The sequence below is a fragment of the Streptomyces sp. NPDC057565 genome (assembly GCF_042801455.1).
Lineage (GTDB): Bacteria > Actinomycetota > Actinomycetes > Streptomycetales > Streptomycetaceae > Streptomyces > Streptomyces yanii.
In genome coordinates, this window is the sequence record NZ_JBHVFU010000001.1 from 795,878 (window position 1) to 810,978 (window position 15,101).

14 protein-coding genes are annotated in these 15,101 nt (G+C 71.1%); 6 read left to right on the top strand and 8 right to left on the bottom strand.

Annotated features, from left to right (window positions below; all coding sequences use genetic code 11):
• Positions 1-42: 42 nt before the first annotated feature.
• From ACFU8W_RS03260 to ACFU8W_RS03280, 5 genes are all read right to left on the bottom strand, one after another.
• On the bottom strand, positions 43-579 hold the full coding sequence (locus tag ACFU8W_RS03260; protein WP_384031781.1) for a hypothetical protein: 537 nt from the start codon (positions 577-579) through the stop codon (positions 43-45).
• A 99-nt stretch (positions 580-678) separates the two neighbouring features.
• Entirely contained in the window at positions 679-1,557 is an 879-nt protein-coding gene (locus ACFU8W_RS03265) for a hypothetical protein (RefSeq protein ID WP_384031783.1), read from the bottom strand.
• Positions 1,558-1,595: 38 nt separating this feature from the next.
• A complete protein-coding gene (locus ACFU8W_RS03270) occupies positions 1,596-2,792 on the bottom strand; it encodes a hypothetical protein (protein WP_384031785.1) in 1,197 nt (398 codons plus the stop codon).
• Complete coding sequence (locus tag ACFU8W_RS03275; RefSeq protein WP_384031787.1) at positions 2,789-3,853, bottom strand: hypothetical protein; 1,065 nt, start codon at positions 3,851-3,853, stop codon at positions 2,789-2,791. Before ACFU8W_RS03275 ends, ACFU8W_RS03270 begins: the two co-directional genes overlap by 4 nt.
• Complete coding sequence (locus tag ACFU8W_RS03280; protein WP_345520256.1) at positions 3,850-4,572, bottom strand: cupin domain-containing protein; 723 nt, start codon at positions 4,570-4,572, stop codon at positions 3,850-3,852. Before ACFU8W_RS03280 ends, ACFU8W_RS03275 begins: the two co-directional genes overlap by 4 nt.
• Before the next feature lie 218 nt (positions 4,573-4,790).
• Here ACFU8W_RS03280 and ACFU8W_RS03285 point away from each other — a divergent pair, with 218 nt between their 5' ends.
• Complete coding sequence (locus ACFU8W_RS03285; protein WP_384031790.1) at positions 4,791-4,985, top strand: hypothetical protein; 195 nt, start codon at positions 4,791-4,793, stop codon at positions 4,983-4,985.
• 3 nt (positions 4,986-4,988) lie between these two features.
• On the opposite strand, the gene ACFU8W_RS03290 is transcribed toward ACFU8W_RS03285, so the two are convergent.
• On the bottom strand, positions 4,989-6,692 hold the full coding sequence (locus ACFU8W_RS03290; protein WP_384031792.1) for an IclR family transcriptional regulator C-terminal domain-containing protein: 1,704 nt from the start codon (positions 6,690-6,692) through the stop codon (positions 4,989-4,991).
• A gap of 167 nt (positions 6,693-6,859) precedes the next feature.
• Here ACFU8W_RS03290 and ACFU8W_RS03295 point away from each other — a divergent pair, with 167 nt between their 5' ends.
• The 5 genes from ACFU8W_RS03295 to ACFU8W_RS03315 all read left to right on the top strand — a co-directional run bounded on the left by ACFU8W_RS03295 (position 6,860) and on the right by ACFU8W_RS03315 (position 10,289).
• Positions 6,860-7,618 carry a CoA transferase subunit A gene (locus ACFU8W_RS03295; RefSeq protein ID WP_384031794.1) on the top strand — a complete coding sequence of 253 codons (759 nt, stop codon included), beginning with the start codon at positions 6,860-6,862 and terminating at the stop codon, positions 7,616-7,618.
• The gene (locus ACFU8W_RS03300) at positions 7,615-8,334 is read left to right on the top strand and encodes a CoA transferase subunit B (protein ID WP_384031796.1); all 720 of its coding nucleotides are present in this window, start codon (positions 7,615-7,617) and stop codon (positions 8,332-8,334) included. Before ACFU8W_RS03295 ends, ACFU8W_RS03300 begins: the two co-directional genes overlap by 4 nt.
• An 18-nt stretch (positions 8,335-8,352) precedes the next feature.
• Complete coding sequence (locus ACFU8W_RS03305; RefSeq protein WP_384031798.1) at positions 8,353-9,531, top strand: 4-hydroxybenzoate 3-monooxygenase; 1,179 nt, start codon at positions 8,353-8,355, stop codon at positions 9,529-9,531.
• A 344-nt stretch (positions 9,532-9,875) separates the two neighbouring features.
• On the top strand, positions 9,876-10,109 hold the full coding sequence (locus ACFU8W_RS03310; RefSeq protein WP_384031800.1) for a hypothetical protein: 234 nt from the start codon (positions 9,876-9,878) through the stop codon (positions 10,107-10,109).
• Positions 10,110-10,214: 105 nt separating this feature from the next.
• Positions 10,215-10,289, top strand: coding sequence for a 50S ribosomal protein bL37 (locus ACFU8W_RS03315; protein ID WP_100661309.1), 75 nt, complete (start codon positions 10,215-10,217; stop codon positions 10,287-10,289).
• A gap of 243 nt (positions 10,290-10,532) precedes the next feature.
• Here the strand turns inward: ACFU8W_RS03315 and ACFU8W_RS03320 are convergent, their stop codons facing one another.
• Both ACFU8W_RS03320 and ACFU8W_RS03325 read right to left on the bottom strand, forming a co-directional pair.
• Positions 10,533-11,858 (bottom strand): geranylgeranyl reductase family protein, encoded by a 1,326-nt coding sequence (locus ACFU8W_RS03320; protein WP_384031802.1) that lies wholly within the window; start codon positions 11,856-11,858, stop codon positions 10,533-10,535.
• Between the two features lie 573 nt (positions 11,859-12,431).
• Entirely contained in the window at positions 12,432-14,978 is a 2,547-nt protein-coding gene (locus ACFU8W_RS03325) for an ATP-dependent Clp protease ATP-binding subunit (RefSeq protein ID WP_384031804.1), read from the bottom strand.
• Between the last annotated feature and the right edge of the window lie 123 nt (positions 14,979-15,101).

The window sequence follows — 15,101 nt, forward strand, 5'->3', positions numbered from 1 at the left end:
ACCGCCGCTCCTACGGCTTCCTGTGGTGCCGACGCGGCCGGCTCAGCCGAAGTCGTCGTCGCTCCAGGTGTCCTCGCTGTCGTCCCAGCCCGCGTCCCAGTCGTCCGTGCCGCCGCCCCCGGAATCGCCGCCCCCGCCCGAGTCGCCCGAGGACGACGACTGGCTCTGCGCCTGCTGTTGGCGGAGCTCCTCCTCCTCTTCCGGGCTCATGCTCAGCGGCGGCAGCTGGGCGGCGGTGATGGCGAGGCCCGCTACGCCCAGGCCCGCGAGCATGACGCCCACCCTGCCGCCGAACGACGTCCGGTTGACCATCACCGTCTCGCCGCGGCCCCACAGGGTGCGGCCGTATCCGATGTCCCGGGCGTACGTCACCGCGCCGTCGGCGAGGACCCGCTTGATGATGCGGTTGCCGAGGAGTTCGTCGGTGCCGGAGGCATTCCGGTTGTCGTGCCAGCGCACGAGACCACTGGGGGAGCTCTCACGGTGGCGCCACTCCTCCCGGCCGTCCTCGTAACGCCGGTGGACGCTGCCGTCGGCGAGTAGCTCGTCAAAGTAGCCGATCTCTTGAGGTCGGATCATCGTGTGCGTTCCTCGGGTCTGTGGGGCGGTCGTGGCCGCGGGAAGGAGAGCTCGCCCGGACGGGTCACCGCGCGGTTCATGGGCGGGTGACGCGGCGGATCACGAGGCGGGCCAGGTCAGGAAACCCGTGGCACGCAGCCCGCGCAGTTCGGTCCACATGGAGTTCCGGGGCGGTCGCGGTCCCCGAGTGAGGCGCAGCACCGTACGCACCAGGCGGGGCGGTGACACGGCCGCGACCTGCGTGAACCGTCCCCGCGCCAGCCACGAAGCCTCCTCGGGCCGCAGCCCGGGCGGCCAGGGGGCCGGCGGCGGAGCCGGTGCCGGGCCGCGGCCGGTCGGAAGGCGCAGGGTTGCCGCATGCCGGGGCACGAGTCCGATCGACGTGACCCGCACGCCGGGGACCGGGCCCAGAGCGGCCCTGACCCGCGCCGGGAGCCCGATGCCCTCCGGGCTCGCGTCGTGCAGCACATGGACCGTCGCGCCCTCGGCCCGCTCCAGCGCCGCGACGAGGCGCGGGTCGAGCGGCAGGGCGTCGGGCGCCGCGAGGACGGGGCAGGCCGCCTCCAGGTGCACATGGTTGGCGAGCAGCATCCGGGCGATCGAGCGGTCCTGGCAGACGAGGAGACGGGGCAACCCGTAGGCGTGGAGGTCGGGTTCGGCGGCATCAGGCACCGACGGAGGCCGTGGCGCAGTCGGCGGCGGGGACGGAACCGGTGGGAGCAGGCCGTCCACGGTCTCCCGGCCCCGTGCCTCCAGCGCACGCGTGAACGTGGGCAGCCGCAGGGGAGGGGCCGGGGTGCGCGGGATGCGGGGGAGCAGGGTCGCGGCCGGGCTCAGGACACGGCAGGTCTCGTAGTAGAGCTGCCGCTCCGTGAATCTGATGCCCCCCGGGCCTGCGGCGCGCGCGGCGGCGCCGGTGATCGCGAGGTCGAGGAAACGGGCGCCCGGCCCGCGGCCGGTGCGGGGGTTTTGGGCCATGGGGGTCCCGATTCCGGGAGCCTGGAGGCGTCGCGGCGTCATGCGGAACTGGTGCCCTTCTTCTTGTACGTGCCGGTGCCGGGTGGGCGGGTACCCCGTGCCCGCGAGGTCCTCGGGGTCCGCGGCGCCTGCGGCCAGGTGAGGAAACCGTGGGTGAGGTCCTCGTGAGGGGTGGGCTGCGGGGCGGCCAGGGCCCGTTCCACCGCCCGGACGACGATCGATTCGAGGACGCGCGGTGGCACGGCGGCGAGCGGACTCCAGAAGCCCTCGCCGAGCCACTGCGCGTCGGCCTCGGGCAGACCTGCGACCGTGCGGAGCTGTTCCGCGTCGGCGAGCGGATCGGGCCGGGCGAGCCGCACGAAGCCCTGTTTGCCCCTGACCGCGGAGACGGGGAGGCCCGCGTCCACCACGACGCGGTCGGGCTGTGCGCCACGGATGAGCGGCGCCAGCAGGACGCCCTGCGGATCGGCGTCGTGCAGGACGACCACCGGGAGCCCGCTGCGATACTGCGCGAGCGCGCTGAGCGCCGCTGCCAGGACGGTGGGGCGCCCTCCGGTTCCGTCGGCGTCGCCGACCTCGACGAGGCCGGCCTCCAGACGGGCGGGGATGCCGTTGGCCGTGAGGAAGAGGGCGACCACGTGGTCCGTGCAGAGGATCGCGGCCTTGGGCCGGGACACCGGAACGGACGCACCGGAACGGTTCGCCCCGCGCGGCCGGGGCACGGGGGGCGCGTCGTCGACGACGCCTTTGGGCAGACCCTCGTAGGTCGCCGACCAGGAGCCGTTCATCAGGGCACGGAAGGTCTGTTCGGCAGGAATGATCTGCCCATGGGGCAACTGACCGGGGCGGTACCGCATGGACGACGCGACGACGAGGGCGGTGCACGCGGCGGCGCCGGCGAGGAACGCGAGCAGTCCGCCGGTCAGGACGGCGCATGCGACGAGGGCGGCTGCCACCGGCAGGGCCACGAGCCAGCGGATCTTCGCCGGTACACCCTCCGGATCGCGCCCGGCCCAGGCGTAGTTACGGCTGCGGGACAGGTACCAGAGCTGGGTGAGGGTGATCTTCAGGCGGCCGTGATCGGTGGCGCGTTCCGCGATGCCCCGGATACGGATGTCGTGCATGCCCTTGCCGTGCACCGCGGGATCGAGCGCGAAGCGCTTCCCGCAGTGCGCGCAGATTCTGCCGCTGCGCTGCTTGCGCGTCAGCGAGGCGGCGCAGCGGGGGCAGATCATCGCTCACCCGCGTGGTCCTGGGCTGCCGAACCCGGCCAGGTCATGAACCCCACGGACGCGGCGCGACGCCGTTCCGGATCGACGCTCCCCATGGCCTGTTCGGCGACCCGGGTGACGGCGGCGAGCAGCCGGGCGGGGGGCACGCCGACGAGCGGGAAGCACCAGCCCTTTCCCAGCCACTTCAGCTCCTCCCCGGTGAACTCGCCCAGCGCGGTGAGCCGTGCCATGGTCTCCTGGTCGGGCTTCTCCTGCTTGTCGCGGTAGGGCACGGCCTGCGCCAGACGGCGGAGGGTGCGCAGCGGCAACCCGGCGTCGATCACTGTGCGTTGCCCCAGACTCGCGCGGACGTGCCGGACAAGGAGTTCTCCGTGCGCGTCGGCATCGTGGAGCACGATCACCGGGCCCCGCGTGGGCAGGGCGCGGACCGCGTCGAGATCCTTGGCGAGCGCGATCCCGTAACGGGCGGGCAGGCCGTCGGTGATCAGGAACGCTCTGATGGAGCGGTCGGGGCACAGGAGTACGGCGCCGGGCTGAGCGCGGGAGGGCGCGCGTTTTCTGGCCCGAGAAGGAACGGGAGGGGCAGCGTCGATCACCCCGGGCGGCAGCTCGCCATACACGCTCCGCCAGGGCGCGAGCGCCTCCGAACGGAATGCCGCACGGCTCATCACCGGGTAGCCCCGGCCCGCACCGGCGGCTCGTGCGAGGGCGAAGCCCGCGGAGACGAGCAGCAGGGCGCCCGAGGCGAGGAAGAGGTACGCGATCTCGGTGAAGAGGCCGAAGACGCCGACGACCAGGCCCGCGACGAGCGAGGCACCCGCACACCCCGGCGCAAAGTTGCCGTCCTTGAGGCGCCTGCGCGAGAGCGCGTACCACAACTGGTCCGGAGCCACCGCGATCCTGCCCTCCTCCGTCACCTTGGCGACGATCCTGCGTACCCGCAGGTCGCTCAGGCCGAGGGAGTTGGTCTTGGGGTCGAGCGCGTACCTGCGCCTGCAGTGGGAGCAGGTGTTGTTGGGGCGCTCCTTGCGGAGCAGGTTCTTCTCGCAGTGCGGACAGATCACCGGCGGACCTCCAGTGCGGTCGCCACACGGCGCAGTCGTGCGGCCAGGCGCTCGCGGACGGTGGTGGGGGCGATGCCGCGATCCTGCTGATGGCGCTCGATGTCGCGCAGGGCGGCGGCAAGGGCGCGATAGTCGGTGGTGGTTGCGGCTACGGCCACCTGGCCGGCCATCGGGGTGGCGCCCGCGGCGCGGCGCTCGGCCTCCCCGGCGGTGATCGCGTAGTCCTCGTGGTCGATCCCGTAACCGGTGTTGGCCGCGAGGATCGTCAACGGATCGGTGCCCCGGTTCGCGAAGGAGTGGGGCATCATCTCCGGAATCCGTATCAACATCCCGGGAGTCAGCGGGACTTCGGTCACCAGGTCGCGGTCCGCGTCATAGAGGCCGCACGCCGCATGGCCGAGGCTGAGGACGAAGTGTTCACCGCCGTGGGCATGCGGGGTGAAGGCGCTGCGCGGCCCCACGACACCGAGTTTGACCGTGGCGTTCGAGGGGCGCTCGGGGGAGGTCGCCGCGTCGCCCACCAGGTAGTGGGCGAACTGCCCGTCATCGATGAAGCGCAGAAACTCCCGCTCGGGTCCCAGCTCGCGCACGCCCTCGCGGTCGGCCAGCCCGATGCCTCCGTCCGGCCTCAGGTGGTACAGCTCCACAGCGGCGGGAAGCGTGCCCCATGCTCCGCTCGACATGGCGTCGGATATGCCGTCATGCGCTGTCCCGGACATCGCGCCTCCCCCGTCTTCCTGTGCGCGGCGCGCGCTTCGCAAGCGCATGGTATGGCCTTGATCCACAACAAGGGGAGCTTTTGGACTGGCTCACGGGCAAAGCGCGAGGGAACGGCGGGCGAACGCGCGTGGCAAGGAGTGGACGGATGACGGCGCAGTCCACGAGGTGCACGCGCTGAAGCGGCGAGCTGCTGCAGCCACGCGACCGTCGGCACGCGGTGTACGGCAATACGCCGGCCGACACGTACCCGAACATCGCCGTTGCCTGCCCCCTGCTCGCCGCCGGCATGAGCGAGAGCGGCTATCCCTTCGCCCTGGACCTGATGCCGGACACGATGGCGGCGCGCCTGCCCACCACAAGCGTTCCGGCGGACGGCTCCCGGGACCGTCGCGCCCGGGTCCGACGGCCGTGAGGATCAGCCGGTGGGCATGGGGGAGAAGCGGCCCACCGCGGCGAGGTCGGCGCTGATCCGCGCGGCGGTCTCCAGCAGAGGGGGGAGGAGCGTGGCCAGGCTCTCCTCGCCGGTGGCGCGGCCGGCGTGGAGCGCCACGTTGACCGCGGCCACCACATGGCCGCGGCCGTTCGTGACCGGTGCCGCGATCGAACGCAGCCCCTCCTCCAACTCCTGTTCCACCCAGGCGTAGCCGCGCCGGGAGGTGGCTGTCACGACGTCGGCGAGTGCCTCGGGTGTGGTCACCGTGCGGGGCGTCAGCGCCTCGGGTGTCACCCGGGCCAACCTCGCCGCGCGCTCGCCGTCGGGGAGGGCCGAGAGGAGCACCCGGCCCATCGATGTGGCGTACGCGGGCAGCCGGGTGCCCACCGTGATGTCGATGTGCATGATCCGGGTGCTCGCGACCCGGGCGACGTAGCGGATGTCGTCGTCGTCGAGCACGGCAACGGACGCGGACTCGTGGACCCTGCCGACCAGTTCGGCGAGGTGTGGGGTAGCGATCCCGGCGAGCGTCAGACCCGAGAGTCGCGCGTAGCCGAGCTCCATGACCCGCGGCAGCACCCGGAAACCGTCCGCGTCCTCCCGTACGTACCCCAGGTGGCGCAGCGTGATGAGCGACCGGCGTGCGGTGGCGCGGGGGAGCCCGGTGAGGCGGGCGAGGTCGGTCAGGCGGGCGGGGCCGTCGACCGAGCCGAAGGCGCACAGCACGTCGAGACCCCGGGCGAGCGACTGGAGGAAGCCGGCGCCGAGTTCCTCCTTGAGTGCGCTGCCCGAGTCGGGCGGGTGGACCGCCGCTGCGGTGGCCGGCGTTTCGGTGGCCGACGGTGCGCGCAGGGCAGCCTCCATGGCGGCGACGGCCGCGCGTACCGGGGGCAGGACCCGCGCCGTCAGCGACTCGATGCTGTGCCGGCTGGTGTGACTGACCACGCTGACGGCGCAGACCACCGCGCCCGCCGCGTCGCGGACGGGGAGCGCGACGGCGATCAGACCGGGCTCGATCAGCTGGCTGTCCGTCGAGAAGCCGTCGTCGCGTGCCTGCCGTACCCGATCGAGGAAGTCTGCCTCCACTGCTGAGGACGTGGGCTCCGCCCCGGCCGGGCGGGGCGGCAGCGCCGGGAAGTCGGTGTCCAGCGGGTCGCGCCGACGCCGCGCGCGCCACTGTTCGTGCTGTGCGTCGTCCCAGTCGGCGGCGAACACGGCGCCGGGCGCGCAGCGTTCGGCGGGCAACAGATCGCCGACCCGGAACGAGATCGCCATGGCGCGGCGGCGAGCGGCCTGCGCGATGAAGCGGACCCCGTCGCCGTCCGGGACGGCCAACGACACCGACTCGTCGAGCTGGTCGGCGAGTGTGACGGCGTGGGGGCGGAGGGCTTCGAGGAGGGCGCAGCCGGCCAGATAGGCGTTGCCCAGCTCCGCCGAGCGCGGGGCCAACAGCAGATCGCGGTCCTCGGTCCGCAGGAACCCCAGGCGGACGAGCGTGGTGGCGACCCGGTCGACCGTCGATCGGGCGAGCCCGGTGGTGCGGACGAGATCTCCGGGGCGATGGCGCGTCCCCGGTCCCGCGGCCACGGCGCGGAGCACGGCCAGTCCGCGCTCCAGCGGTCCGACCAGTTCGTCGGGCGCCATCGCGGCCTCGGGCGCCGTCGTCACCTCGGTGAGCTGGGACATCGTCTGACCTCCTCGGAGCGTCGCGGGCTGATCACCGTGCGGAAACCGTACCCGCTGCCGTTGACACAGCCCGAAGCGTGGGTGGACACTCAGCCCGCGCCAAGTATGAACGAAAGTTCATTAGGCGAACAGCCTTACGGTAAACCTCGAGTGAAAAGGGTCGTTGTATGGACAAAGTCATAGCGACGGCTGCCGAAGCGGTGGCGGACATCGCAGAGGGGGCATCGCTCGCCGTCGGAGGTTTCGGACTGAGCGGGGTACCGGACGTCCTGATCCGCGCCCTGCACGCCCACGGCTCCGGCCGGCTGAGCGTCGTCTCCAACAACTGCGGCGTCGACGGCGGCGGCCTGGGCATCCTGCTCGCGGCCGGACGGATCAGCCGGGTCACCGGCTCCTACATCGGCGACAACAAGGAGTTCGCCCGCCGCTACCTGGGCGGCGAACTGGAGCTGGAACTCACCCCGCAGGGCACCCTGGCCGAGCGGCTGCGGGCCGGCGGGGCCGGCATCCCCGCGTTCTTCACCCCGGCGGGCGTCGGCACCCAGGCCGCCGAGGGCGGACTGCCCTGGCGGTACGCGCCGGACGGCGGCGTGGCGGTCGCCTCCCCGCCCAAGGAGACACGCGAGTACGGCGGCAGGGCGTACGTCCTCGAACACGGCATCACCACCGACTTCGCCCTGGTGCGCGCCGCCCGGGGCGACCGCCATGGCAACCTCGTCTTCGCCCGCGCGGCCCGCAACTTCAACCCGCTCGCCGCCATGGCCGGCCGGATCACCGTCGCCGAGGTCGAGGAGCTCGTGGAGCCCGGCGAACTGGACCCCGACCAGGTCCACCTCCCCGGTGTATTCGTACAGCGGGTGCTGGAACTGACCCCCGAACAGGCTGCCGACAAGGGCATCGAGCGAAGGACGGTACGCACCCGATGAGCTGGACCAGGGACGAGATGGCGGCCCGAGCCGCCCGGGAGCTCACCGACGGCTCGTACGTCAACCTCGGGATCGGACTGCCCACTCGCGTGCCGAGCTTCCTCCCCGAGGGTGTCGACGTCGTCCTCCACTCGGAGAACGGACTCCTCGGTGTAGGCCCGTACCCGTACGAGGACGAGGTCGACCCCGACCTGATCAACGCGGGCAAGGAGACGGTGACCGTCGTACCGGGCGCCGCCTTCTTCGACTCCGCGCTCTCCTTCGGCATGATCCGCGGCGGTCACATCGACACCGCGATCCTGGGCGCCATGCAGGTCTCCGCCCGCGGTGACCTCGCCAACTGGGCGATCCCCGGCAGGATGGTCAAGGGCATGGGCGGGGCGATGGACCTCGTCCACGGCGCCCGCCGGGTGATCGTTCTCATGGAGCACACCGCCAAGGACGGCACCCCCAAGATCGTCGACACCTGCACGCTGCCGCTCACCGGCCGGAACTGCGTCCACCGTGTCATCACCGACCTGGCCGTCCTCGACATCACCGACGAGGGACTGCGACTCGTCGAGACCGCCCCCGGCGTGACCGCCGACGAGGTAATGCACCGGACTGCCGCGCCGGTGAAGACGGGGGAAGCCCCTGCGACCGGCAGCCCCGCGGGCGTTCCGTCGCCGCCGAGCCCCGGGCCGCGGCCGCTTCCCGACGACGCCCTTCACCTCTGACCTCCCACGGAGACCCTCATGCCCCGCACCACCGTCGGCATCATCGGAGCCGGCCCCGCCGGACTCCTGCTCTCCCACCTGCTCCACCAGCAGGGCATCGACAACGTCGTCCTCGAACTGCGCAGCCGCGACTACGTCGAACGCCGGCAGCGCGCCGGCATCCTCGAACAGGACACCGTCGACGTGCTGCGCGAATCCGGGGCCGGTGAGCGGATGGACCGCCAGGGCCTGGAGCACCACGGCATCGAACTGCGCTTCGACCGGCGCTCCCACCGCATCGACTTCCCGTCCCTCACCGGCGGCCGGTCGGTCATGGTCTACGCGCAGACCGAAGTGGTGAAGGATCTCATCGCCCGGCGCCAACAGGACGGCGGAACCGTCCTGTTCGAGGCGGAGGCGCTGTCCGTCGACGGCATCGAGACCGACCGCCCGAGCATCCGTTACCGTCACGAAGGCGCCGAACACACCCTGGACTGCGAGATCGTCGTCGCCTGCGACGGCTTCCACGGCATCGGCCGTCGCTCCGTGCCGGACGACCTGCTGACCGTGACGGAACGGACGTACCCCTTCTCCTGGCTCGGCGTCCTCGCCGACGTTCCGCCCTCGTGCGAGGAACTGATCTACGCCCACCACGAGCGCGGCTTCGCCCTGCACAGCATGCGCTCGCCCGAGGTCAGCCGGCTCTACCTCCAGGTCGCCCTGGACGACAGCACCGACAACTGGCCGGACGAGCGCATCTGGGACGAGCTGGAGACCCGCTTCGCCGTCGACGGCGACTGGACGCTGCGGCGGGGCCCGATCACCGAGAAGAGCATCACCCCGATGCGCAGCTTCGTCGCCGAGCCCATGCGCCACGGGCGCCTCTTCCTGGCCGGCGACGCGGCCCACATCGTTCCGCCCACCGGGGCCAAGGGCCTCAACCTCGCCGTCGCCGACGTCACCCTGCTCGCCCAGGCCCTGACCCGCTACCACACCCACCGGGACGAGTCGCTGCTCGACGCGTACTCGGAGAACGCGCTGCGCCGCGTCTGGCGGGCCGAGCACTTCTCGTACACGATGACGACCCTGCTGCACAGCGACCCCGCCGACTCCGACTTCGACCGCGCGCTTCGCCTCTCGCACCTGCGCTATGTCGCCCGCTCCGAGGCCGCTTCGGCCTCCCTCGCGGAGAACTACGTGGGGTTCAAGGAGAACTGACGCTGCAACACCACACGAAAGGCGTGACTGCTCGAAGCAGCCGCCACGCCTGCCACACTTAGGTAACTCTCAGTGACGTGCGGTGCCGGTATTGTTCAGGCGCGTGGCCGGCTGGGTCGCCGCGGCATCGAGACCGCCGACCTGAAAGTCGGAGTGCGTCATCGGGCGCCGTTCCCTGTCGGCGGGCGGCCGAATGGGGCCTCGTAACCGGTCGCCTGCTGCAGGACGACATGGATGGCCCCGGCGCATGAGGCCCGCGAGCCGGTAGGTGGGACAGGGGCATCACCGGGGACGATCGGTCCGCTGGACATGTGCGCGGCGCGCTCCTGCCACACGCTGTAGGCATGACCAACGATGCTGGAGAGGCGTTCCACCCCACCCCCGTCGTCGTCCTCGGTGTCGTGCCGGGCGATCCGCCGTACCGCATGGTGGAGGTCAACGGAGTGTTGGCCGGGCCTGCGCACGACATGGTGGATGTGATCAGGCTGGCGCGCCAAGCGGGGCTGTCCGGGATCGACTTCGACGATCCCGCGGTCGTGAGATGGGTCGGCGGTGACAAGTACAAGTGGGTGCCCTGAGAAGACGGGTTTCCGACGTCCTGGCCACGCTCCTGATGCAGACGCATCCGGTCGAACCTAGACTGACGATCGCCCGAAATGCACCGAATCTGGGAGAAGTGGACTATGGCCAAGCGAGGGAACAAGCGACGCGCCCGCAAGAAGAAGAAGGCCAATCACGGCAAGCGCCCCAACGCCTGAGCTCACCGAGCACGCGACGGCGTGGAGCGACGGGTCATCCGGACCACACGCTCAAGACGGGGCCCCTGCCGGGCCGGTTCATACGGGCGGCAGCCCCCGTACAGCTCACACCTCGCACGTCGTCGGGCGGACTTCGACCGGGGGCCGTCGGGCCCGCGGTCGGCTCCATGGGTCGGGCTTCCTCCGGCGTGGCGGCGTGGGGCCGGGACGACCACGCCGTGAGAGGCACCGTCGGCGGGCCGTTCAGCGTCTGCGCACATGCGGTGCAGGGACCAGGCGGACGACGGTGTTGAGTACATGGTCGATCACGTCGTGCGAGGGCTTGTCCGTGAGGTTGGTGAGCATCCGGGCCAGGGTGTTGAGCAGAAACGGCGATCCCATGACGTACCGATTGAGGATCGGTTGGAAGCCCGAACGGCTGAAGACGATGTCGGCGGCCGCGTTGCCGAGACGGTAGTAGCGCCCCCAGCGGCGGTTCATCTCGACGGGGTAGCTGTGCAGCACTCGCTCCCGCCGGGGGCCCGGGGGAAGGGCGAGGGCGAGGGTGGCGCTCTCGGCTGCGACTTCGCCGGCTTCCATGGCCTGGCCGATGCCTTCCCCGTTCCAGGGGCTGATCATGCCTCCGGAGTCGCCGACCAGGAGGAGCCCCCGGGTGTAGAGGGGGTGACGGTTGAAACCCAGGGGCAGCGCCGCGCTTCGGACAGGGCCCTCGGCGTTCTCCTCATCCAGCCCCCAGGCGTGAGGAGTACGGGCCAGCCATTGGTCCAACGTGGTCCGCAGGTCCGCGATTCCGTGCCGCCGGTGAGGCAGCGCACCGAGCCCGACGTTGACGCGGCCGTCTCCCATGGGAAAGATCCAACCGTATCCCGGCAGGTAGTGATCGCTCCCCGGGAAGCGGAGATCGGCCCACAACTCCAGGTACTCCTCTTGAGACCGTTCTGGGCTGCGGTAGTAGCGGCGGGCGGCTGTCGCGATCTGCCTGCTCCTGTCCCGCTGCAGGCCCATGGCGAGGGCGAGGCGGGCGGAGGCGCCGTCGGCGGCGATGACGATCGGTGCGTGGAAGACCACCGGCTCCTTCGCTCCGGCGGTGGCGGTGACGCCGGTGATGCGGCCGGCGCGGTCGGTCACGGGCTGAGTCACCTTCACCCCGTTGCGCAGCCGTGCTCCGGCAGCAACGGCATGGCGGGCCAGGATGTCGTCGAAGTCATGCCGACTGCGCGAGAGGCCGAAGTCCGGGTAGCGCCCCAGGGCGGGCCAGTCGATGTGCACCTGATGCTCACCGGCCACCCATCGCATACCGCGTGAACGCGTCCACCCCGGAGCCTTGATGTCGATGCCCATCCGGATGAGTTGGTGCACCGCTCGCGGGGTCAAGCCGTCTCCGCACACCTTTTCCCGGGGAAAGCGGGCCTTCTCCAGAAGCAGGACGTCGATGCCTGCCTTGGCGAGGTGAAAGGCTGCGGACGAGCCCGCAGGCCCCGCCCCCACCACGATCACATCGGCTTCTTCGTCCGAGCCGTGGACGGAGCGGTCGTCCGGCGGGGACTGCGCTGGTGTTGTTTCCCGCATAGGAAACCCCTTCCTGGGACAGCCGGTGGCGTACCGAGGACGGCAGCCCGGTACGTCATCATCGATCAGGACGAGCCGGTGCGGAACAGGGCCGAAGGTCCGGCCACGCCCCGGCACGCCGGTTCACCCAAGGGCTGTCCCGTAATCCCCGGCGGGCGCACGACGCCGGCTACGGCACCTCGCTGCGTTGTCGGAACGCCCGAATACGCCCAGTATGAGGATGCTTCTCCGCCTTGCGACGCACCGCATCTGACGCCGCGCGCTGATCCACCAGGGATTACGGGACAGCCCTTGGGCCGATCTCCTCAGCGCACTCGCGATCTTCTCCGCCGTCCCGCCTCATCGGTGACTCCGGCACTGTCAAGTCGCCATCGACGCAGACGGCGGAGCGACGAGACCTTCGCGACGATGGCCCGCCACAACGTCGGGCGCGTACGGTTTCAGCACGGACGGTGCGACCGGCCGCTTCGCCGGGCGCCGTTGCGGCCGTTGTGCGTGGGGCGGTGCTGTACCCACGGCGCACGTGTCGTGACGTGGCGGGTCGGAGTGAGCTGTCCGGGACGCCGCTCGGGGTCAGCTTGCGGGGCGTTGTGGTTCTTCCTCTTTGCGGATGGTCATCTCGCCGTCGGCGACATCGATCCGGAGGCGGCTGTGGGGCTGCAGGCTGCCGTCGAGCAGCATGCGGGAGAGCCGGTTGTCGACCTCGCGCTGGATCGTACGGCGCAACGGGCGGGCGCCGTATTCGGGCTGGTAGCCGCGTTGGGCGAGCCATTCGACGGCGTCCAGGGTGACCTCGACGGTGACGTCCTGGGCGTGGAGCCGACGCCTGGAGTCGTCCAGCAGCATGTTGGTGATCTGCCGTAGCTGCTGGTCGGCGAGTTGGCGGAAGATCACGATCTCGTCGATGCGGTTGAGGAACTCCGGCCGGAAGTGTTCGCGCAGTGGGCGCATCACCCGCTCTCGGCGGGCCTGCTCGTCGGCGTCCGCGGAGCCGGCGCCGAAGCCCATCGAGCCGCCGCGACCGGTGATCGCCTGCGAACCCAGGTTGCTGGTCATGACGATGACGGTGTTCTTGAAGTCGATGGTGCGGCCCTGGGAGTCGGTGAGCCGCCCGTCGTCGAGCACCTGCAGCAGGATGTTGAAGACGTCGGGGTGCGCCTTCTCGACCTCGTCCAGGAGCAGCAGCGAGTAGGGGTTCCTGCGTACCGCTTCGGTGAACTGTCCGGCCTCCTCGTGGCCGACGTAGCCGGGGGGAGCGCCGACCAGGCGGCTGACGGTGTGCCGTTCCTGGTACTCGCTCATGTCGAGGCGGATCATCCGGTCCTCGCTCCCGAAGAGAGCCTCCGCGAGCGCGCGGGCGAGTTCGGTCTTGCCGACGCCGGTGGGGCCGAGGAAGAGGAAGCTCCCGATCGGGCGGCCGGGGTCGGACAGACCGGCCCGCGAGCGCAGGACGGCGTCGGCGACGGCGGTCACCGCTTCGTCCTGGCCGATGACGCGCTGGTGCAGATGTTGCTCCAGGTTCAGCAGCCGGTCCCGCTCCTCCTGGGTGAGGCTGCTGACGGGAATTCCGGTCTGGCGGGACACGATGTCGGCGATGTCTTCGACGGTGACCTCCGCGACATGGCTGCGCGGTTGCGGCGCGTGGTCTGCCTTGCCGATGCGCTGTTCGAGGTCGGCGAGCCGGTCGCGCAGCTCGGTCGCCCGCTCGTACTGCTCGGCGGCGACGGCCTGGTCCTTGTCCCGTGTGAGTTGCTCGACTTCGCGTTCCAGGGCGCGGATGTCGGTGCCGCGGGTGGAGGCGCGCAGCCGGACCCGGGCGCCGGCCTGGTCCATGAGGTCGATCGCCTTGTCGGGGAGATAGCGGTCGGTGAGGTAGCGGTCGGACAGCTCGACGGCGGCGAGCAGTGCCTCGTCGGTGTAGCGGACCTGGTGATGGGCTTCGTAGCGGTCCTGGAGACCACGCAGGATCTCGACGGCGTCCGTCGGGCTGGGCTCGGGCACCAGAACCGGTTGGAACCGGCGGGCAAGCGCCGCGTCCTTCTCGATGTAGCGGCGGTACTCCTCGAGCGTGCTGGCCCCCACGACATGGAGTTCGCCGCGGGCGAGCGCGGGCTTGAGCATATTGCTCGCGTCCATCGGGCCGCCCTCGGAGCCGCCGCCCGCCCCGACGACGGTGTGCAGTTCGTCGATGAAGACGATCAGCTCGCCCGAGTGGGCGCGGATTTCGTCGATGAGGCCGGTGAGCCGTTCCTCGAAGTCCCCACGGAAGCGGGTACCGGCAACGACTCCAGAGAGGTCGAGCTGGATGACACGCCGATCGAGCAGGATGTCCGGCACGTCGCCGTCCGCGATGCGCTGGGCCAATCCTTCGACGATGGCGGTCTTGCCCACTCCGGCTTCGCCGATCATGACGGGATTGTTCTTGCCTCGGCGGGCGAGGACCTCAACGGTCTGCTCGATTTCCACGTCACGGCCGATGACCGGGTCAATACGGCCCTCCCGGGCCAGGTCGGTGAGGTCGCGGCCGAACTTGTCCAGGTTGGGGGTGGTCCGCTCGCCGGGGCCGGTGCGCTGGCCGGCGCTTCCGGGCACGGGCCCGACGCCGTCCCGGGCACCGGCGGGCAGCGAGAAGTGCGCGGCGTTGAGCATCTGCCCCGCAGTGGAGTCGCGGTTGGCGGCGAGTGCCACCAGCACGTGTTCCGGGCCGATGTAGGAGGCGCCGGTGGAGCGCGCGATCTCATGGGCGTCGAGCAGAGCGCGCTTGACCGCCGGCGTGACGGCGATGGAGTCGCTTCGCGGCCCTTCCCCGGCCTGCCGGTCGATCTCAGCGGCGAGCGCGTCGGGATCGGCGCCCGCTCGCGTGACCATGCGGCGAGTCGGCTCGGTGGTGAGCGCGGCCCGCAACAGGTGCTCCGTGTCGAGGTCGGTACTCCCGTGCTGGGCGGCATAGGACGCTGCAACGGTGACGAGCTGCCGTGCGGGACCGCTCAACAGACGGCTCAAGTCGATGCGCCGAGGGTCGGGCGGCTCCCCACCCTGTCCGGTGCCGAGAAAGTGCGAGAGGAAGTCTCCGAGGGGGTCCGGACCGTGGTCCTCGGGACCCTGATGGCCGTCGGTCATGGGTATCCGTCCCCGTGGCCCGGCCGGACCGGGTCACGCTGTCTCAGTGCACGTGCAGCCGTGTCGACGCGGTCCCGGACGTCCGGCACGACCGCAGAAAGCCGCAACCCCATGTGCCCCAAT